The sequence below is a fragment of the Acinetobacter genomosp. 33YU genome, from assembly GCF_001990725.1.
GTDB lineage: Bacteria > Pseudomonadota > Gammaproteobacteria > Pseudomonadales > Moraxellaceae > Acinetobacter > Acinetobacter seifertii.
The window spans coordinates 377002-396724 of sequence record NZ_LFZQ01000009.1; the positions used below are offsets into that span (position 1 = coordinate 377002).

Sequence of the window (19723 nt, forward strand, 5' to 3'; positions counted from 1 at the left end):
AGAAAATCAATATCAGTATTCATACATTCTCCACACTATCTCCCATACCCTTAATTTAGTTTTAGTCATATTAGCTTTAAAAATATCAAATACCTTTATATTAATTTTTATTAATTAAAAAAAGAAGATCTACTACTTAATTACTAGATTTCAAAAATACTTTTTTATTTTATCTTAAAAACAATTATCTTTAGTCATATATTTTAGCTATAATTTATAATTAATGATAGTACACAAAAAATCTACTAATTAAAATAACTTCAATAAGATATTATTAGTATATTTTATTATGTACTCATCTAAACTTGGATTATAGTTTCAAATTTCTATAAGAACACATCAATTTGAATACATTTTATTTAAAGATTTCAATTCTAACAATCTACTTTTATCACTGTTTAGTAAACAAGATTCTATAACTGTCTCTGCTCCATCGCCTTGAGCATTAGCTGCTTCTTTTCCCATAAATTCTTTGCAATATGTATTTTTATATTGTGCCCATTTTATTTGTGAAGCTTTTAATTCACTAACATTATCTACTGACTTATATAAATTTTCTAGTATTCTTTTCATTTCAGAATTAGTTGAACTTGATGCACTTCTAATACAACTTAGATTATCAAAGTCTGTTTTACATGTAGATACGGGTTTGGCTATTACACTACATCCGCAAATCATAGTAATAACAGAAGTAATTATTAAACTTTGTTTTTTCATCTCTTTTGACTCTTAGTTTACAATCTTAATTTTAAATGAAGCAGGTTTATGCGGCTTCATATCTGATGTTGTACCATGATAATGTATGAAATCACCTCTACCAAAGATATAACCTGTTTTTTTTGCTTGATTTACTACATCTGCAACCCATTTTTTAGTACTTTGGCTAGCTTCTTGTAATTGGGTAGGATTTGCGTAATTTAATTCACTACCAATAATAGAAGGTTTGCCATTAACTCTGTCATTAATATATTTATTAAAAGCTTTTCTATGAGCATCCGTTACTCTAGACCAAGGTACATTTTGTACACTACCATAAGCTGTAGGACGAGTGGAGTTAATATCAGAGAAAGCCCATTGTTCATTTAAAACTTTTCTGATAGTAGACCATTTATTTCTACCAGTCATTCTTCTATTTAACATAGTTTCAACAACTCCGCCCATTTGCTGGTACGTCATATCTTCATTATTTTTGAATATATGTACTTCTGTAGCTGCAGCTTTTAATAAGTCATCTAAATCCTGCTTTGTTAATTCCAAAACAGTTCCTGTGGTCTCTACAGAAGGTTTATTATTCGTAGGAATTTGACCTGAGCAATTTAATATAGAATTTAAAGAATTTTCTTTTATTAAAGTCAAGAGCTTAACACCATTAAGAGACTCTACTTTTTGTTTGAACAAATTATTGTTAAGGTATTTGTTTGAAAACGCTGTAACATCAAAATGTACCCATGTTTTTGCACCAGCCTCTCCACTTCTAAAGACTTTAGGTTCTAAATAAATTTTATCTCTGATTCTTTGTTCAGATGCTCCCATTTTTTTTGCCATAATATTTTTTCGAATAAATTCCATATCACTTAATTCTCGTGTCCTAACTCCATTTTTATGAAAATGTATATCCAGAGCTAGCCCCATATGGTTTACAGATGTTCTCTCATGTTTCTTATTATTTTCAATGCATCTATAACCAGATTCTATATATGCCACATTAATTTTCTTATCTTTAAACTCATTTTTTAAATAAAAATTTAAGGTTTTTAGTATCCAAATTAAAGACCTATGAATACCCGGATATTCATTAGCAGTATTTATACCTGATCGCACTCCCATCTTTCCATTTCCAAAACCAGAACACTTACCACAATTACATGCAGCTTTTCCCATGAAGCTAGAAATGGGGTATTCATCATAAAATTGATCTAAAGCAGCTAAAACAGAACCACAAATCTTCCCAGTATCTGGAACCCCCATATAATCCCGTTGGAATTGTTTAATACATGTTGCAGTTAGTTCTGTAAATTCATCTGTTGGTAATGCTCCACCAAAACCTGCTAAGCGAATATTAACTTCTCTGATTAACTCACTTTTACCACTGGAAATACATTGAGGATTGGTTTTACAAATATTTGTAGTATTTGCTTTAGGAGTACCTCCATCTTGACTACGATCATCAATAGTCAAAATTTTAGAAACTGAACTTGCAGCTTCATTCAGTGCTTTTTTAGTATCTTCATAAAGTTGATGTGCTTTTTCTGGAAGCCCATTTTCTTGTTTTGTTTGAGAAGCAGGATTAGCTGGCCTTTTTGCTGCTGGAGCTGGGGTAGTTTTTGTACTGCTCGCAGTAGATTTATTTGTAGATTGAGCTGAGTGCTTGTGCTTAGGTTTGTCTTGGTGTGAATGATTTCCAGAAGCAGGAATATGAACTGGTAATTTAATGACTTGACCAACACTGATCTTATTGGGATCGTCTATTTTATTTAAACGTTCTAGTGCTCGAACGGTCGTATGATTTTTTTGTGCTATTTCAAAAAGCGTATCACCCTTTTTAACAATATGTGTTTTCCTTTTATATTGTCCATTATTACCTTGATTCGTTAATGTTTTTAAATCCAGAAGGACTTTAGGACTTGTAATTTTTACAACCATTCGGTCTTTAGACATTACAAAACTTTGTACTTTAACCATTGAGCCTTTAAACATACTTTTAATATATACATCTAAAGCAGTTCCTTTATCTTGGCTGATTTCAACAATACACCCAGATGAATTTGTTGGCCCCGCAGCAATAACTTTTCCAGTTCTCTGATTTTTTACTACATATTGTGCTTTTGAAATTGGGCTGCCAAATAAATCTAAAATTTGGATTGTAACTAATGATTTTTTATTCATTTTTCAGCCCCTCTCTTCAGTATTATTATCAATTCCAGAGTTACTACCATTTATGCTCTGATCTTCTAAAAAGTCATCTTCATCAAAGCTATCAATTAATAGCCCCCATTCATCATCAGAACCAATTAAAACTTGAACATTTGTTGGATCAGCACTACTGATTTTTCCTGTACGTCCATGCTCATCTACAGCCCCTGAAGTAAAGGAATTTGTCTCTGGAATGAATGCTTTATAGCTAAGCTTACTAAAGTCACTTTCCCAAAATAGATCATATATATCTAAACGATTACTAAAACTTGGTGTATTAGGCATCTTAGGAACCTCATAAGAAACCTTGGCCCCACTCGTAAACAAATGCTGCCCAGCTTTACTTTCAAACTTACCGCCTGTTGTTGAAAACACGCCATTGGCATTAATTTTGAGCTGTGACCCACCTGCCGTTAATACAATTTCTTTTGGACTCGTAAGCTCAATTTTATCTTCAGTAGAAATGAGCTTGATGACCTTCTTGGCAATTGCTTCAATAGCATCATCTTGTGCTTGTAGTTCGAGCTTTCCTTTTGCTGCATAAGCACGCAAACCCTTTTGCGCGGCAAACAAACTAATTTTGTCTTGTGCATGCCCAATAATATTTTTTTGTGCACTCAAATTAATTGAACCGCTGGCACTTTCAGCAATATCTTGCGACGCTTGCAAAATAATATTTTCAGGTGTCGTCAAAGCAATGCCATTTGGCGATGCTAATAACATAAGCGCTTGTCTAAAGATTTTGCCTTGTTCTTGCTGTTTAGTATCGGAACTACTTTCTAAACCTTGGGTATAACCCTCCATAAAGCCTTGTAAAGAACTCAATGCTTTAGAAGGTGATACTTCCAATTTACTGCCTTTACTAAAAGTTCCGCATACACTCATCATGTCAAAGTCTTTAGTCTCGACATTCGCTAAGACTTTTCCGACCTCTTTAATACTCTCAAATGGATTTTTATGAATGCGATCTTTAATGCTTGCAAGCTTACCTTTAACGATGTCGGCACCATGTTCTTCAACGTTTTCGATGAACGCTTTTAAATTTTCTACTGCATCTTTGGCATCGGTAAAGAAAGCATTAAATTCATCTACAACGCCTTTTGCATTTCCACCTAGTGCACCAATGTCTTGAATAAAGCCGCCACAGTCTTTTAAAGCGTGAATAGGGTCGTTATTAATCCCTTCTTTAAATAAGTTCACCGTACTATTTAATGCCTGACCTGTGGTTTTTAGCTCAAGCGACTGGATGAATTTGGGTAAGCGATTAATCACATTCAAAGCATCAGTTTGTTGCTTGGCTGCAACTTCACTGAGCATTTTCATACTCTCATAGCCTTGTGAAAGTAAAGATTGTGCTTGTGCAGCCTCTAAATGGTCGGCAATCGCCTGCTCTTGTGCATAGGTACTAATCAGCATGCCTTTGCCCGCACGCACAGCTCCCCAAGCGTCTGTTCTCAACTCAAAGCCTTCACCACGGCCTTGGCTCATCTCTTGTTCTTTCGGATGGCTTAAATTACCTAAATTTAGCTGTGTTGCCGCATGACTACTTTGGAGTTGAGTACTAATTTGTCCGGTTGTGTCATCAAAGCGTAATTGGTTAAAACCGCTACCGTTGATTTCCTGACTGCGAATCCCACTCAGTTTTTTAGTTGCAGGAAGCTGACCTTTTACATCGAACTTGGTGGGTGAGCGCTGCGCTTCATGGATGCGCCCAGTCACAAATGGACGGTCAATATTGCCGTCAAAGAAATCAATGACAACCACTTCACCAATACGTGGCAAGAAACGTGCGCCATAGCCTTCTCCTGCCCAAGGAGTCAGTACATCCACCCAAGCCGAGTCGGTATCGTTATCATTGCTACCTGCACCACCGTCATGGCCATGATCATCACTACGGGTAAATAGAAAACGTACCTTAATACGTCCCCATTCATCGACATGAATGGTTTCTCCTTGTGGCCCCACGACTTTCGCTCTTTGTGGGTAGGCAATCGGGCGGTGCTGTTCTGGATTATATTCAGGTGCAGTTTTGATTTGACGGCGTATTAGAGTCAGCTCATTACCTTGACGCTCTATATCATCATAGCCCTGTTGATCCCAACGACTTTGGGTTAATAACTGGCTAACTTGCTGGTGTAAATCTTTAGGCAAGTTATTTTGGTTATAGAAGTTTTTAGCAATGATCAGGAACTCTTGATCTGCCCCTTCATGCTGATCAATTTCAGGGTGCTCTCGTAGATTAAACCAATAGCCGACTTGGCTATCGCGGACACTACTATAGGCTTTAAAGTATTTAGCCCGACTCGCATGCATGTCGGTGAAGTGTTGATTTAATTTTTCTAATTGACTACTACCCGAAGCGGTTGCCTGATCTTCCCCTTTTAAATCTTGCATCCAAGCGGGGCTTACGTGCCATGCTTGCTCAAGACTTAAACTGGCTGAGTCAAAGCTGTCTGAATGTGTATGCGTGGTGACAACCGAACCATTACCCTCTTCTTGTGCAAGGGCATCGGGTTGCCAGCGCTGTACATGTACCGCTGTCGGTTGCAAACTTCGCACTGCAACAAAACCAGTAATACTATCTTGATATTCGGTTGCGCTACTTCTGTGATAGCGAATACTACGACGCTCTAAAGCCTGATACTGGCTATTGTCATCAATGAGTCTTAGTTTTTGAGCTTGTATTGGCGCAGTAAAATGAGGGACAAAAAGCTCTGACTCATCAATGAGCCAACTAATGCCTTCACTTCGCCATAAACGCGTAAGAAAGTCATAGTCAGACTCATTGTGCTGCATGGTGAAAGGTCGAATATCATAGTTTTGACTTAACCCACCCAAGTCTAGACTTAAACTCGCAGCAAACAGTGGACTTTTTTCTTGCCACTCTTTAAATAAAACTTCGGTAATTTCTACGATACTTTTATTCATAAAAACACGACTATTACGGCGTTTGTGCCATAAATTTGTCGCGTCTTCTATAGTCAGCTTATAAAGCGTTAAAGCACCATCGCTTTGTCCATAGCTGGCTTCAGTCACAATACCAGTTGTTCGGAACAATTGTCCCGAATCTGTGACCTGATCAACAGCGACTTGCACACCAATAAATTGCTTCAATGCAATTTGGGCATTGGTTGAAAGACAGATCAACTCTGCCATTAGACCACCATTCAGCTGATGTTGGCCTTCTATACGTTGTAAGAATATTTGGTTATTGAGTAGTTCATTAGAGAACTGTACATGGATAGCACGTTTCTGAGCATTTAGCCCTATTTTTTCCAAGACACTAAATATATTAAAAAGCATTTTTTTATAATCGTAAGGATATATAAACGGGTGCACTTTATAAAAAACAGAACTATCTGTCTATAAAATTATGCGTTATTTTTATCAATTTTTCTTATATTCTCACTTATTCTAAAGTGATTAAAAAAAACCCAACTTGAGGTGGGCTTTTTTTAATCATATTAAACTTAGTTTTTAGGCGTCTTAAATACTGGATAAAAACGGAATAATTGCCATAAACAAACCAGTAATAGCAAAACAAAATACACTAATGACCAAACTGGCAAAGACTGACCTAAAAAGGTCCAATCAATAGCAGCACATTCACCTGAACCAGAAAGCACTTCTTGTAAAACAGCTTTCATCGGTAAAGCATCAATCAGGTAATTTAAACCCGGTCCACAGCTTGGTACTTGGTCTGGTGGTAAATGTTGTATCCAGACATGACGGCCTGCCACGCCTACAGACCATAAAATTGCAATGCCTGCTAAAAATGCGTAGAAGCGTTTAATCGCATTCGAAACTGGGTTATGCAAAAAAGCAATGAGCGCCACAAAACCCATTGCCATTAAGCCAACACGTTGAAAAATACAGAGCGGACATGGCTCTAACCCTTTTACATGTTCCAAATACAACGCAAAAGACATGCCGACAATGCTTGCCAGTACAAGCAGTCCACTCACCAAACGGTAACTTAATCGCATGTAAAACCTCGTTTTTATCTATATTGTTCAAGATATTGATCAAAACTGATCTGACTATCTTGCTCAAGTTGTTCTTGCTGCTGTAAAGATTGTGCAGCCAATTGTTCAAAATATTGTAAAGTCTCTGCACTGATTTCATGCTTTTCATAACTTTCAGCATGCATCTGTGCCATATGACTGCCAAAGCTCCAAGTTCCACCATGCTTTAACGTGTCATCAATCACATGTGCAGATAATGTTTCATCTACTTCATCAATGCGTTCTTGCATTACGGTCAAAGCCGAGCTGTACAGATTTGTCGCATAGGTCTGATCGAGTAACTTGGCACAAACCTGCATATTCGAAATATGCTGACGTGCCCAGTCCTCAATATGATAAGACCCGTTTAAATCAGTAATGGTTGCGTTTGGCGCTCGACCACGGTTAACCACTTCTGTCTGGTTCTTCTCAATCAAATCTTGCTCAGGACACAACAACTCTGGGCTATCACTGAGTAAGCAATAAAGCGCCAATGCCTCAAGGAAACCAGCCGTTGTTTCATTTACACCAATTGGTGAATATGGATTTACATCTACCGCACGGAGTTCAACGTAACCCACGCCTCGATTTTGCAAGGCTTGAGATGGTGTTTCACCCGCATGCGGTACCTGTTTTGGACGCACGAGACTGTAATATTCATTCTCGATTTGTAAAACATGGTCATTAATTTGCAACGGTTCACCAGAGGCATCATTTAACCCTAAACGGCTAAATGGCGGGTAAGGAGAATGTACTGCTTTTTGTAAACCAGCCAGATAACCAGATAGGTTGTTGTAGTGAATACCTAAACTTTTTTGTGCCGAGTTTTGGTAGCCTAAACGTCCCATACGGAGTGCTGTAGCATACGGCAAATAGTATGACCCTTTGATTAAAGGCAACAAATGATGTTGATGCCCAGTCAAAAAACAACGACAAACTGATGGACTCGCCCCGACTAGGAACATTACCAGTGGTGTTAAACGAATAAAGTTACGAATAAGTCCAAAATAACGGTGACTACGATAATCTTGCAGACTGAGTGATTTTAATTTTTCGTCAGTTTCATGTGCCTGCAAAGCAGAAAAAAGAGAATCTGGAAAAGATAAATTATAGTGTACACCCGAAATCGTCTGCATACGGCGACCATAACGGATCCCCAAACCACGGCGATAAAGCGTTTTAAAGCGACCAATATTAGAAGTACCGTATTGAGCTAAACGAATTCGTTCTTCGTTGTCATCTAGCATACATGGCATAGACAACGGCCAGAGCTTTTCACCATTTTCTAAATGACGGTGTACAACCGCATGAATATCGGTGAGTTCATGCAAGGCATCACCAATGGTTGGCTGTGGTGAAGTAATAAACTCCATTAACGCTTCTGAATAGTCAGTCGTAATTTTTGGATGTGTTAAAGCTGAACCTAATGCCTTTGGATGTAACTCTTGTGATAAGAACCCATTACTTTGCATACGTAGGCTTTCACGTTCTATTCCACGTAACATGCCTTGTAATAGCGACGAATCCACCCAAGCAGGAATAACTGATTGAGATGGTGTAGTGGGTTGACTCATGCATTTGCTCGCTTATAAAAGATCACTATATACAAAATCGTGACATGATATGGATGTTGATATGATCACATCATTTCAGTTTGGCAATTTTTATCACAATCTTGTTATTTAAGACACGAAAGAATTGTGATTTTATTGAAGAATAATTGCTAAAGAGTTGTCAATATCATGAACGATCAAGACATTTTAAACTTCTGGTTTTCACCTGAACACCGTTCACTTTGGTTTGCAAAAAGTGATGATTTTGACAAAAAAATCCGTGATCAATTTGCAGACATTCATCGTCAGGCGACTCAAGCAGAACTTTGGTCTTGGCGAAAAACAGCAGAAGGTCGTCTTGCAGAGATTATTGTGCTAGATCAGTTTTCTCGCAACATTTATCGTGATCAACCTGAATCTTTTGCTTATGACAGCCTCGCTTTAGCTTTGTCACAAGAAGCAATTAGCTTGCAACTCGATGCACAGCTTAATCCTGACCAACGCTCATTTTTGTATATGCCATTTATGCATAGTGAATCAAAATTGATCCATGAGTTTGCTTTAAAGTTATTTCAACGCCTAGGCAATGAAATTAATTTAAGCTTTGAGAAAAAACATAAAGTGATTATTGATCGCTTTGGACGTTATCCTCATCGCAATGCAATCCTCGGACGTGTTTCGACACCAGAGGAAACCGAATTTTTATTAGAACCGAACAGCAGTTTTTAAGACTGCTCTATTTTTTAATGCTGAGTTATCCATTCTTCCATGCTCAGCTGGGAGTTCACCATGAAATATCTCTCTCTTTGTTTAGCTTTAGGCACTGCCTTAACTCTAGGTGCTTGTTCTACCATACCTAGCAAACCAAAAACTTTCGATCAACTTGGCCAGTTTTCAGCCTATCCGTTAAATGCACAAACGTTCCGAATCAGCTTCCAAGCTGACTCAAACATGAGCTATGGTACAGCTGAAGAAATTACCTTGGTGAAATCAGCACAAACGACTGTACAAAAAGGCTTCCGCTTTTTTAAAGTACAAAATGACCCAAGTAATCAAAGCCAAAAACCACCTCGTCAGGCTGTGGTTTATCCAGCTGCACCGAGTTTTTATCCGTATGGTTATGGGCGTCGTTATCCGGGTTTCTGGCATGATCCGTTCTATGATTTCCCACAAGTGGTCAATATCGACCCTGTTCAAGTGTCGTATACTATTGAATGTTATCGGGATCAAAAGCAGGCTCCGCAAGACGCTTTTGATGCAACATTAATTCTCAAATCTATCGGACAAAAATATGGTTTAAGTCCGACAGGAGAGTTGTTGCCACCGCCTGAGCCGCCAGTAAAACAAAAATGAATAGGATGACCGTATGAATATGGCAGAAGAAGTACACCATGCACCCAATCTGAAGCGCAGCAAATACTTTGCGACGATGGCGCTGGTTATTGTTGTAGTGTTGTGGATTGGCTTATTGGTTGCCAATCGCTTTTTGCCAGAGTACACAAACTTAATTCATATTTTAATGTTAGGTGCGGAAGCTGGCGTAGTCGGTGGACTTGCAGACTGGTATGCCATTACCGTTCTGTTTCGAAACCCATTTGGTAAGCTTCCTATCCCTAAATTTTTGCGCGATCATACCGAAATTATTCCGCGCAATAAGGCTCGTATTGCAGAGTCAATGGGCCGATTTGTGCAGGAAAACTTCCTGTCACCTCAAGTGGTTGAACGAAGCTTAGAAAAAACTGACCTAAGCCTCGCCATTGGACAATGGCTAGCAAGCCCACAAAACAACACACAAGTGGTACAGCTCATTCAACAAACGGTACCGAAAATTTTTGAGTTTGTGAGCCAAGAGCAAATTGCTAATTTCGTGCAAAACAACAGCGTGCAATGGGTACGCAATACGCAAGTCAATAAACTTGCCAGTGAAATGTTACGTGCGGTCTTGGAAAATGACTTCCACCAAGACGTATTGCAGCGTGGTCTCGATATCGCGCATGAGTGGGTCGTACAAAACCCTGATAAAACTCGTGAATTGACCCGAAAAATGTTTAAAGCGCTGGGAGTCTGGTCACTGGCAAAGGGTGCAAGCTGGATTGGTATTGATGTTCAGCAGCGCACCATCGACTCATTGATTGAAAAAGTAGAATCAATGCTAGCTGACCCTGAACACCCATGGCGGCAAGAAATTGAAACTGTTGCTCACTCTCTCATGCTTGAGCTGGCAAAACCAGATAGTGTTGCGAGCCAACGTCTAAATAGCGGTAAAGATGCACTGTTAGATAGTCCTCAAGTCCTGAACTTCATTAGCGGTGCTGTCACAATTTTATGTGATGCCATTAAAGAAGATTTAATGAAAGAAGACTCTGGCATTGCAATGAACCTACGTGCAGCAATCCAGCAACTCGGTGAAAACCTTGTTCAAAATACCAAAGTACGTGAAGTTCTCAACAAAGAAATGACAGGGCTTGCACTGACTTTTACCGATCAATATAGCCATAAAATCATACGCTATGTGAGTGAACGCATTCATGAATGGGACTCACGTGAAATGATTGGAAAAATTGAAAATGAAGTCGGTGGCGACTTACACATGATTCGCGTAAACGGCGTTGTAGTTGGCGCATTTATCGGTTTAACTCTAGGTGTAATCCGCGCAGCAATTGAATCGATTTTATAACCCTAATCATTTCTTTAAGAGAACAACATGCTACAGCTTCAGTCAAAATTGCCCGCACAAGGGGTCACTATTTTTAGTACCATGACGGCCATGGCACAGCGTTTGGGTGCACTTAACCTTTCACAAGGTTTCCCTGACTTTCCTGCACCTCCTGCTTTGTTAGAAGCCCTCTCACAGGCAACTTTGGCTGGACATAATCAATACCCACCAGGTGATGGCATTCTCGCTCTGCGTGAACAGCTTGCTTTACAGTTTCAACAGCGCGACCAACTTCAACTTGATCCTGTCACACAAATCACGATTACACCTGGCGCGACCATCGCTATTTTCTGTGCCATACAGGCATGTATTAATGCAGGTGATGAAGTCATTATTTTTGACCCGAGTTATGACAGCTACAGCCCTTCTGTTCAGCTAGCAGGTGGCAAAGCTGTTCGTATTGCCCTGCAAGCACCTGACTTTAAGGTTGACTGGCAGCAAGTTAAAGATTTGATTAATGACAAAACCCGTATGATTGTGGTGAACACGCCCCACAATCCAACTGGCACCATATGGGAAAAACAGGACTGGTTAGAGCTTATTGAACTGATTCGAGATAAAAATATTGTGGTTTTATCTGATGAAGTGTATGAACACTTAGTTTTTGACGGTCAGCAACACTTTAGTGCGTTGCATTTTCCAGAGCTTAGAGAACGTAGTTTTGTGATTGGTTCTTTTGGGAAAACCTTTCATGTGACAGGTTGGAAAACAGGTTACTGTGTGGCTTCACCCGAATTAATGCGTTTATTCCGTCAGATTTACCAATATGCGAATTTCTGTGGCACGACACCTTGTCAGATTGCCCTAGCGCAATATATGCAACAGCATCCGGAACATATTCGGGAACTTTCACAGTTTTATCAAACTAAGCGGGATCGATTTAATCAGGCAATTCACAATAGCCGTTTTTTACTTAAGCCATCTCAAGGCACTTATTTCCAAAACCTTGACTACAGCCAGATTAGACCCGATTTAAACGATGTTGAAATGTGCCAGTTTCTTGCCGAGCAACATAAAATTGTGGCTATTCCAGTTTCGGTGTTTTACCAACAAGCGCCTGAGTCTTTACGCCTCATTCGTTTCTGCTTTGCTAAAAATGATGAAACATTGCAAAAAGCAGGAGAAATCTTGAATGAATGTTAATAAATTTAGAAACTTAGCATAGCAAAACACTACAAGAAATTTCCTCTAAATATGCTAAGTTGAATATCTGCCCCGCTCATCAAAGAGATGGGCGATGGAGAATACATGCCACCAAGACAGTCTTTAATTCATCAGCAAAATCTATGGAAAACATTTTTTGTTTTCTTATTACCACTCATTGCAACCAATATTTTGCAGAACTTGTCTGGCACCATTAACACCATTTTTGTTGGCCAAATGATGGGGGTCGATGCAATTGCTGCCGTCTCGGTTTTTTTCCCTATTTTATTCTTATTGCTCGCTTTTATTATCGGAATTTCAACTGGTACGACTATTTTAGTCGGGCAAGCATGGGGTGCGCAGAATATTGAAAAAGTTCAAAGTGTCGTAGGGTCTACTCTGTTTATGACCATTATTGGCGGTATCATTACTGCAATTATTGGTGTGTTTTTTGCCCACGATATTTTAGAACTTTTAGGCACCGACCCAAAGGTTATGCATCTCTCGTTGCCTTATGTGCAATGGATGTTGGCAGGTAGTCCACTCCTATTTGTCTATATTATCTATACCTCTATTTTACGTGGTGTAGGTGACAGTACGACACCTTTACTAGCTCTTGCTTTAACCAGTGTGATTGGTTTAGTCATTACCCCTATTTTGCTTAAGGGTTATTTTGGTTTTCCTGCTCTGGGAATTATTGCTCCAGCAATTGCCACCATTACAGGGTATGTGGCTATCCTAATTTTTCTGGCGATTTACCTAAACAAAAAAAAGCATCCGCTTCGACCGAACCGCCAACTTTTGCAGCATATTCGTCATAACCCAGACTTAAGCAAAATCATTTTGCGCCTAGGTGTGCCAACTGGTATTCAAATGATTACCACCTCTATGGCTGGACTTGTGATTGTAGGTTTAGTCAACCGTTTTGGCGCTCATGCGACAGCTGCATATGGTGCTGTGAACCAAGTACTCAACTATATTCAGTTTCCTGCTTTATCAATCTCAATTGCAGCTTCAATTTTTGCAGCACAAGCCATTGGTGCAGGTAAATCAGACCTACTTGCACGTGTTACCCGCACGGCTCTAGGTATGAACTTTTTATTTACAGGTACCCTAATCGCACTGGGCTATCTATTTTCAAAATATTTAATGGCTTTATTCATTACCGACCCAACTGTGGTGGTGTTAGGGCAGCAACTTTTATTTATTGTACTTTGGGCAATTTTGTTCTTTGGTGCAGGTGCCATTTTTGCATCCATCATGCGTGCCAGTGGTACCGTAACAGCCCCAATGCTATTAAACATATCAGCTATTTTATTTATTGAAATTCCATGTGCTTACTGGTTTAGCTCAATGTGGGGACTTAAAGGGATTTGGTTTGCTTATGCCTTGGCATTTGTCAGCCTCTGTATTGTTCAAGGCTTGTATTATCAGTTTATTTGGAAGAAAAAGAAGATCAAAGTTCTTATTTAGAATGAATTAAGCCTTATAAAAAAAGCCATCAAATGATGGCTTTTTTACATTAAAAGTTATTTCATTAATTTGGTCACAATGGTTGAAGCACGTTGGTATCCTGTCGGGAATAAACGTTGGAATGCGTCTAGAATTTTTGCATCACTACCAATCAGTAAACGGCGCTTATTTTTCAAAACTGCATCCAAAATTTGACGAGCAGCCTCTTCTGGTGGGGTACGCAATAACTTGTCAAAATTTTGAATCGATTTTGTCGGATCCATACCCAAAGTGTTCAAGCTATCGCTCATTTTTGCAGCTTTAGCAATATTGGTGCGGATACCACCCGGATGTACACACAACGAGCTTACGCCACATTTTTCAATATCTAGCTCTTGGCGTAATGACTCGGTAAAACCACGCACCGCAAATTTAGTGGCATTATAGCCAGACTGAGTAGGTTGAGCAGTTAAACCAAATAAGCTCGAAATATTAATAATATGACCATCTTGAGTTTGCTTAATAAACGGTAAAAATTCTTTAGTACCGTAAACCACACCCCAGAAGTTAATTCCAACGATCCACTCTAAATCTTCATAGGTCGCGCCTTCTACAGTTGAACCTAAGGCAACCCCGGCATTGTTAAAAATGAGATTAACAGAACCATGATCTTGCACAGTTTCCTGTGCCCACTGTTTTACAGCTTCTCGGTCAGAAACATCCAGCTTTTTAGTTGTTACGCTAATGTTGCTGTAGGGTTTTAAGAGCTCAACAGTTTTCTCTAAGCCCTTTTCATTAATATCACTCAAAGAAAGATGGCAGCCTTGTTTTGCCAAGAGAATTGCTAGTTGTTGCCCAATGCCAGAACCTGCGCCCGTAATTGCAGCGACTTTGTTTTTAAAATTTTTCATTGTCCATCCTTTGTTTTTCGATTTGCACAATCGGTTCATTGCATGTGCACTTTAGACTCTTTTAATATAATTTTGACAATATTCATTGTCAATATAGTACACTGTAATTTCAGATAGATTGGCACAATTCTGCTGACGGCTTTATCATAGGCCCATATTTGCCGAAAAACAGATAAATCAGGAAACCATTTTTTATGGCGACAAACAACTCAACCAGTAAAAAGAAAACAAAAACTGTGAGTAAAGAACGTCAGTTCAAAGGGTTATCTCTTACTGAGCGTAAAGAGGCACGCCGCGAAAAACTGATTGAAGCAGGTATTGCAACTTATGGAACTCTCGGCTTTTTTTCAGTGACGGTAAAAGATGTTTGCCAAGAAGCAAAACTCACCGAGCGCTATTTTTATGAATCTTTTAAAAAGAGTGAGGATTTATTTCAAACTATCTTTTTAAAAATGATTGAAGAGTTACAACAAAACTTAATGCAGGCTGTTATTAAAGCTGCGCCAGATCCAGAAAAAATGGTCGATGCGGGTTTAAGAGCACTGCTGACAACCTTAAAAGACGATCCAAGACTAGCTCGTATCATCTATGTTGATGCAGTTCTTGTTCAAGAATTACATAATCAGGCCACCATTCAGGAAACACTTGCTCAGTTTGACCGTATGATTCAAGCTTTCGTTATGCTGACCATGCCGCAAATTCAACATCATGAAAATGAGCTATCTTTAATCGCAACTGGCTTAAACGGATACGTGACACAAATTGCGATTCGGTGGGTGATGGGAGGCTTTGAGCAGTCTCTAGAGCAAGTTTTGACAGCTTGCCGTATTGTTTTCTTATCTTTATTGGCACAAGTTTCAAAATAATATTAAAGTTTTTTGACACGACTTTGACCAAAGAAACCTATTGGAAAGCAAACTGGTAACACATTGAATGATTTTAAGAAAATTTATGTTTTCCTGTCATCATTCGGTCATGTGCTTGCCGTATTTTTGTCACAAATTATTGCTAAATTCGATTTTATAGACTTTTCTGCAATGAAATTGTCATAATTAATCTTTGTAATAAGCCTGTCATAACTACAAAACGGTTCACCGTTAAAATCTACAAGGTATTACGCTGTGAAAGATGACTACATTTTAATTGTCGATGATGAGCTTCCTATTCGTGAAATGATCCATACTTCTTTGGACATGGCAGGCTTTCAATGTTTACAGGCTGAAGATGCTAAACAGGCTCATCAAATTATCGTCGACCAACGTCCGGCGCTTATCTTGCTCGATTGGATGTTACCTGGAGGGGTGAGTGGTGTCGACTTATGCCGCCGCTTAAAACGCGATGAAAACTTAGCAGAAATTCCAGTCATTATGCTCACCGCTCGCGGAGAAGAAGACCACAAAGTACAAGGTCTAGATGCTGGTGCAGACGACTATATGACTAAGCCATTTTCAACACGTGAGCTGGTTTCTCGTATTAAAGCAGTTCTACGCCGTGCAAATGCATTAAGCGGTGAAAAAACGATTGATGCCAATGGTTTAATTCTTGATCCTGTAAGCCAGCGTGTAAGCTTTGGTAACAGCATTTTAGATATGGGACCAACTGAATATCGCTTGCTTGCGTTTTTTATGACCCATCCAGAGCGTGCATATACACGTGCACAGTTGCTCGATCAGGTATGGGGCGGTAATGTATACATTGAAGATCGTACCATCGATGTACATATTCGTCGTTTGCGTAAAGTCTTAGAACCTTTTGGTGTTGACCGATTTGTTCAGACAGTACGTGGTACAGGTTATCGTTTCTCAACACGTGCAGATTTAGCCGCAGGTTAACCAAAATTTATGTATGAACCCTACCCCGTCCCTGAACAGGTACGTGAACAAAAACTTTCTCGTTACAGTAGTTTATGGACGTTCGCTAAACAAGATTTACGGCTTTTATTATTTTTCCTGATTATTGCGGGTTTAGTCGGTTTAGGGGTTGGGTATTTCTGGAGCTGTATTTTTATCGCCTTCGTGGTGTTTTTTGCACTCCAGTTACGTTCTTTATATTTGGTCAATGATTGGATTGCCAACAATCCTTACGATGTTCCTCCCAACTTAAGTGGTATTTGGGGGGCACTATTGTTTAATGTGTATCGTGCTCAGCGTCAGGAACGTATTGTTCAAGCCGAAATGGTTGGGCTGATTGACCGCGCTCAATCCTCTTTAGTTGCGCTAGCTGAAGCCGTTGTACTCATTGATGATCAACATCAAATTGAATGGTGGAACCCTGCCGCAGAGCGTTTATTGGGTATTAGCCCACTCGACCGTGGTCGCAACTTATTAACGATTTTGCGCCAGCCTACTTTTATTGAATATTTTAACAACATTGATCAGGCACCTGACGGCATTAAGCTACATTCCAACTTTGATGATGATCGTTATGTGCAAGTCAAACTCACACGGTTTGGTGGTGAAAGCCGCTTACTTGTCGCTTATGACGTGACTCGTATGCATAACCTTGAGCAAATGCGTAAAGACTTCGTCGACAATATTTCGCATGAACTACGTACTCCATTAACTGTACTCAGTGGCTACATCGAAACATTTACCGATCAAGAAGATATTAGCCCACGCTGGAAACGTGCATTTGACCAAATGCAATCACAAACCAAACGTATGAATGCGTTAGTGAATGATTTATTGCTGTTATCGAATTTAGAAAACAACAAAAAAATTGCAAAAAATCAGATTATTGAAATGCCGAGTTTAATGAATCAACTCTTTGATGATGCTCAGGCTTACAATGCCGATTATGGACACACGCTCAATTTACATATTGATAGCCACTGTGACCTCATTGGTTCAGACATGGAAATTGCTAGTGCATTTAGTAATTTAATTACCAATGCCATTAAGTACACACCAAAAGGTGGAACGATTACCATTGGTTGGCACGACGATGGTGAACATGCTTACTTTAGCGTACAAGACACGGGCATCGGAATTAACCCAAAACATTTGCCGCGGCTGACTGAGCGCTTTTACCGTGTAGATAGCGACCGTAGTCGTCAAACAGGTGGAACGGGTTTAGGTTTGGCGATTGTAAAACACGTGCTGATGCAACACGGCGCTTATTTAGACGTGCAATCTAAAGAAAATGAAGGGTCAACATTTACCGCAGTTTTTCCAAAAGAAAGACTATATAACATGACCTAAAATTACCCCTCATATATAAAAAGTCGACTCATAAAAAGTCGGCTTTTTTGTGAAAATCATACTCTGTCTATTTAGAAGTCGAGCAATACGACTTACTTTGGTTTTTCTGTATAACGTTTAAGAAGTTGGTAGCAAAAGTATTACTTTGACGCAGTGCATCACGATGATCTCCGCCATCAATCGTTTGATATATGGTTGGTTTTTTTAATTTACACAGCTGTTGGTAATAAGCATATGTTCCTCTCGGGTCAACTAAATGGTCTTTAGAACCCTGCACGATCATTAACGGTACAGTCGGCACCATATTGTCAATGGACTGCTGTTTTAGATAAGCCAAAAGAGGTTTTAAATCCGCATCAGCTTTAAATATGCTCGAAGGAGATTTCTTCAAATCAGATTGAAGTTCAGATAAACAGCGGCTACGTCCTTGGGTCAGCACAGCGTTCATTTCTGGACTGACTAAGTTTTCAGGAACAATACTTGGTTCAGCTGCTTGTGCGCCCAATAATACAATCGGGAAAAAAGCAGCCACACTAGGTTCTGGGTTCGGATTAGTTTTCACATATTCTGCAATACCTTCATATTGATAACCACCTGGCGCAAGCGCAATCGCTCCTTTTAAATCCAGTTCAGGCGCATCTTTTTGGCCATAAGCAGATACTGCAATTGCCGCAGCCCCGCCTTGGCTATGTCCCATGACTAACCACTGTTTATTGAAATCTTTTGGCTTCAGCACATGTAATGCTCTTACGGCATCGACCACCGTATGCAGTTGGCTTTTTGCATTCATATAAGGATGCCCACCCGGTGTACCTAAACCTTGATAATCAGGTGCAACAACTGCATAGCCTCGTGCAAGCCAACTATCTAAAGCTTTAGAAGCAACTTCTTGATATGAATGAACTGGGCCACCTACATAGTCACCCGAAGGTGCGCAGGTGTCAGCAACTCCTGTCGTACCATGTGCCCAAGCAAGTATAGGCCAGCCATTTTTGGGCGGTGTTCCTTTAGGTAGTAGAATAAATGCTGAGGTAACGATAGGTTCACCGTTCACACCTCGACTACGATAATTTATTAACAAACGCTGATCGGCGTGAGGAAATAAATTCGTTACATCTTGCTGTGCTATAGACAGTATTGAACCTGGTTTATCGTTCACAATTTGCTTGTTCAAATCTGTAATTGACGCAGCCATAGCAGAGCCAGACACTAAACAAGCACTACTAAATAAAATTTTAAAAAACGAATTACTTTTTTTAATCAAGGGATTACTCCTCTACTTTCTAATCAATTCAAGTTGAACTTATAAAAAATATGCCCCTATTGCATATAACGAACCCAACAAGAGGCAAATGAAAGAACTTATATACCAAAATAGATCACTATTCCCACTAAATCTAGCCTTTAACCACGGAAATGCCAAACCACGCAAAATAAATATAATCGCAACGAGAGAAATAATAATTTTTTCAAACGGCAAACTGATAAAGCCACTTGCTGCACAAAAAGCATAAAAAGAAAAAATACAAAGAATAAAACCAACCGAAATTGCCATAAAATTCGGATACCAATCACCTCTTTCAACCATCTGGACAATACTTTTTCCAGCCCCTAAAAACCGAAAACCATTTGCTCCCCAGAACACACAAATAAAATGAAGTAATGCAGCGCAGAATGTTAATACCGCAGCAAGATATAGTGAGACGTTCGGAAGTAAGTTCATTAGATTTTATAGTAATAAATATATGTGAGACTTATTATACTCAACTATAAAATATATAAAACTTATTAATAGTTAAAATGAGATTTAGCTTGATATTTAAAATATTAA

General features: G+C 39.2%; 16 protein-coding genes. 8 read left to right on the forward strand and 8 right to left on the reverse strand.

Annotated features, from left to right (window positions below; translation table 11 throughout):
• Nucleotides 1-339 precede the first annotated feature (339 nt).
• The 5 genes from AC056_RS12145 to gshA all read right to left on the reverse strand — a co-directional run bounded on the left by AC056_RS12145 (nucleotide 340) and on the right by gshA (nucleotide 8491).
• A complete protein-coding gene (locus tag AC056_RS12145) occupies nucleotides 340-717 on the reverse strand; it encodes a lysozyme inhibitor LprI family protein (RefSeq protein WP_039252358.1) in 378 nt (125 codons plus the stop codon).
• Between the two features lie 12 nt (nucleotides 718-729).
• Nucleotides 730-2886, reverse strand: a complete 2157-nt coding sequence (locus AC056_RS12150) for a LysM peptidoglycan-binding domain-containing protein (RefSeq protein ID WP_039252360.1) — start codon at nucleotides 2884-2886, stop codon at nucleotides 730-732.
• A gap of 3 nt (nucleotides 2887-2889) precedes the next feature.
• Complete coding sequence (locus AC056_RS12155; protein ID WP_139344653.1) at nucleotides 2890-6216, reverse strand: type VI secretion system Vgr family protein; 3327 nt, start codon at nucleotides 6214-6216, stop codon at nucleotides 2890-2892.
• A 167-nt stretch (nucleotides 6217-6383) separates the two neighbouring features.
• Nucleotides 6384-6899, reverse strand: coding sequence for a disulfide bond formation protein B (locus AC056_RS12160; protein ID WP_077163742.1), 516 nt, complete (start codon nucleotides 6897-6899; stop codon nucleotides 6384-6386).
• A 14-nt stretch (nucleotides 6900-6913) separates the two neighbouring features.
• Nucleotides 6914-8491 carry a glutamate--cysteine ligase gene (gshA, locus tag AC056_RS12165; protein ID WP_077163743.1) on the reverse strand — a complete coding sequence of 526 codons (1578 nt, stop codon included), beginning with the start codon at nucleotides 8489-8491 and terminating at the stop codon, nucleotides 6914-6916.
• 168 nt (nucleotides 8492-8659) lie between these two features.
• Between gshA and AC056_RS12170 the strand changes: the two genes are divergently transcribed.
• From AC056_RS12170 to AC056_RS12190, 5 genes are all read left to right on the forward strand, one after another.
• A complete protein-coding gene (locus tag AC056_RS12170; RefSeq protein WP_004704852.1) occupies nucleotides 8660-9199 on the forward strand; it encodes a DUF924 family protein in 540 nt (179 codons plus the stop codon).
• A 60-nt stretch (nucleotides 9200-9259) separates the two neighbouring features.
• Nucleotides 9260-9823: a CC0125/CC1285 family lipoprotein gene (locus AC056_RS12175; RefSeq protein WP_004704850.1), complete on the forward strand. Its 564-nt coding sequence runs from the start codon at nucleotides 9260-9262 to the stop codon at nucleotides 9821-9823.
• Nucleotides 9824-9836: 13 nt separating this feature from the next.
• Complete coding sequence (locus tag AC056_RS12180) at nucleotides 9837-11147, forward strand: DUF445 domain-containing protein (RefSeq protein WP_019458561.1); 1311 nt, start codon at nucleotides 9837-9839, stop codon at nucleotides 11145-11147.
• 27 nt (nucleotides 11148-11174) lie between these two features.
• The gene (locus AC056_RS12185; protein ID WP_077163744.1) at nucleotides 11175-12329 is read left to right on the forward strand and encodes a pyridoxal phosphate-dependent aminotransferase; all 1155 of its coding nucleotides are present in this window, start codon (nucleotides 11175-11177) and stop codon (nucleotides 12327-12329) included.
• A 105-nt stretch (nucleotides 12330-12434) separates the two neighbouring features.
• Complete coding sequence (locus AC056_RS12190) at nucleotides 12435-13802, forward strand: MATE family efflux transporter (protein WP_200027013.1); 1368 nt, start codon at nucleotides 12435-12437, stop codon at nucleotides 13800-13802.
• Nucleotides 13803-13858: 56 nt separating this feature from the next.
• On the opposite strand, the gene AC056_RS12195 is transcribed toward AC056_RS12190, so the two are convergent.
• Nucleotides 13859-14692 carry an SDR family NAD(P)-dependent oxidoreductase gene (locus AC056_RS12195; protein ID WP_004704843.1) on the reverse strand — a complete coding sequence of 278 codons (834 nt, stop codon included), beginning with the start codon at nucleotides 14690-14692 and terminating at the stop codon, nucleotides 13859-13861.
• A gap of 194 nt (nucleotides 14693-14886) precedes the next feature.
• On the opposite strand from AC056_RS12195, the gene AC056_RS12200 reads away from it, so the two are divergent.
• The 3 genes from AC056_RS12200 to phoR all read left to right on the forward strand — a co-directional run bounded on the left by AC056_RS12200 (nucleotide 14887) and on the right by phoR (nucleotide 17892).
• On the forward strand, nucleotides 14887-15558 hold the full coding sequence (locus AC056_RS12200; protein ID WP_077163746.1) for a TetR/AcrR family transcriptional regulator: 672 nt from the start codon (nucleotides 14887-14889) through the stop codon (nucleotides 15556-15558).
• A 255-nt stretch (nucleotides 15559-15813) separates the two neighbouring features.
• Complete coding sequence (gene phoB, locus AC056_RS12205; RefSeq protein WP_000650776.1) at nucleotides 15814-16524, forward strand: phosphate regulon transcriptional regulator PhoB; 711 nt, start codon at nucleotides 15814-15816, stop codon at nucleotides 16522-16524.
• 9 nt (nucleotides 16525-16533) lie between these two features.
• Nucleotides 16534-17892, forward strand: coding sequence for a phosphate regulon sensor histidine kinase PhoR (gene phoR / locus AC056_RS12210; RefSeq protein WP_049066296.1), 1359 nt, complete (start codon nucleotides 16534-16536; stop codon nucleotides 17890-17892).
• A 67-nt stretch (nucleotides 17893-17959) separates the two neighbouring features.
• Here the strand turns inward: phoR and AC056_RS12215 are convergent, their stop codons facing one another.
• Entirely contained in the window at nucleotides 17960-19156 is a 1197-nt protein-coding gene (locus AC056_RS12215) for an alpha/beta fold hydrolase (protein WP_139344654.1), read from the reverse strand.
• A gap of 39 nt (nucleotides 19157-19195) precedes the next feature.
• Complete coding sequence (locus AC056_RS12220; RefSeq protein WP_039252386.1) at nucleotides 19196-19615, reverse strand: hypothetical protein; 420 nt, start codon at nucleotides 19613-19615, stop codon at nucleotides 19196-19198.
• Between the last annotated feature and the right edge of the window lie 108 nt (nucleotides 19616-19723).

Coding starts and splice junctions, on each gene's coding strand:
- AC056_RS12145 (WP_039252358.1), bottom strand. CDS start 717: ATGAAAAAACAAAGTTTAATAATTACTTCTGTTATTACTATGATTTGC.
- AC056_RS12150 (WP_039252360.1), bottom strand. CDS start 2,886: ATGAATAAAAAATCATTAGTTACAATCCAAATTTTAGATTTATTTGGC.
- AC056_RS12155 (WP_139344653.1), bottom strand. CDS start 6,216: ATGCTTTTTAATATATTTAGTGTCTTGGAAAAAATAGGGCTAAATGCT.
- AC056_RS12160 (WP_077163742.1), bottom strand. CDS start 6,899: ATGCGATTAAGTTACCGTTTGGTGAGTGGACTGCTTGTACTGGCAAGC.
- gshA (WP_077163743.1), bottom strand. CDS start 8,491: ATGAGTCAACCCACTACACCATCTCAATCAGTTATTCCTGCTTGGGTG.
- AC056_RS12170 (WP_004704852.1), top strand. CDS start 8,660: ATGAACGATCAAGACATTTTAAACTTCTGGTTTTCACCTGAACACCGT.
- AC056_RS12175 (WP_004704850.1), top strand. CDS start 9,260: ATGAAATATCTCTCTCTTTGTTTAGCTTTAGGCACTGCCTTAACTCTA.
- AC056_RS12180 (WP_019458561.1), top strand. CDS start 9,837: ATGAATATGGCAGAAGAAGTACACCATGCACCCAATCTGAAGCGCAGC.
- AC056_RS12185 (WP_077163744.1), top strand. CDS start 11,175: ATGCTACAGCTTCAGTCAAAATTGCCCGCACAAGGGGTCACTATTTTT.
- AC056_RS12190 (WP_200027013.1), top strand. CDS start 12,435: ATGCCACCAAGACAGTCTTTAATTCATCAGCAAAATCTATGGAAAACA.
- AC056_RS12195 (WP_004704843.1), bottom strand. CDS start 14,692: ATGAAAAATTTTAAAAACAAAGTCGCTGCAATTACGGGCGCAGGTTCT.
- AC056_RS12200 (WP_077163746.1), top strand. CDS start 14,887: ATGGCGACAAACAACTCAACCAGTAAAAAGAAAACAAAAACTGTGAGT.
- phoR (WP_049066296.1), top strand. CDS start 16,534: ATGTATGAACCCTACCCCGTCCCTGAACAGGTACGTGAACAAAAACTT.
- AC056_RS12220 (WP_039252386.1), bottom strand. CDS start 19,615: ATGAACTTACTTCCGAACGTCTCACTATATCTTGCTGCGGTATTAACA.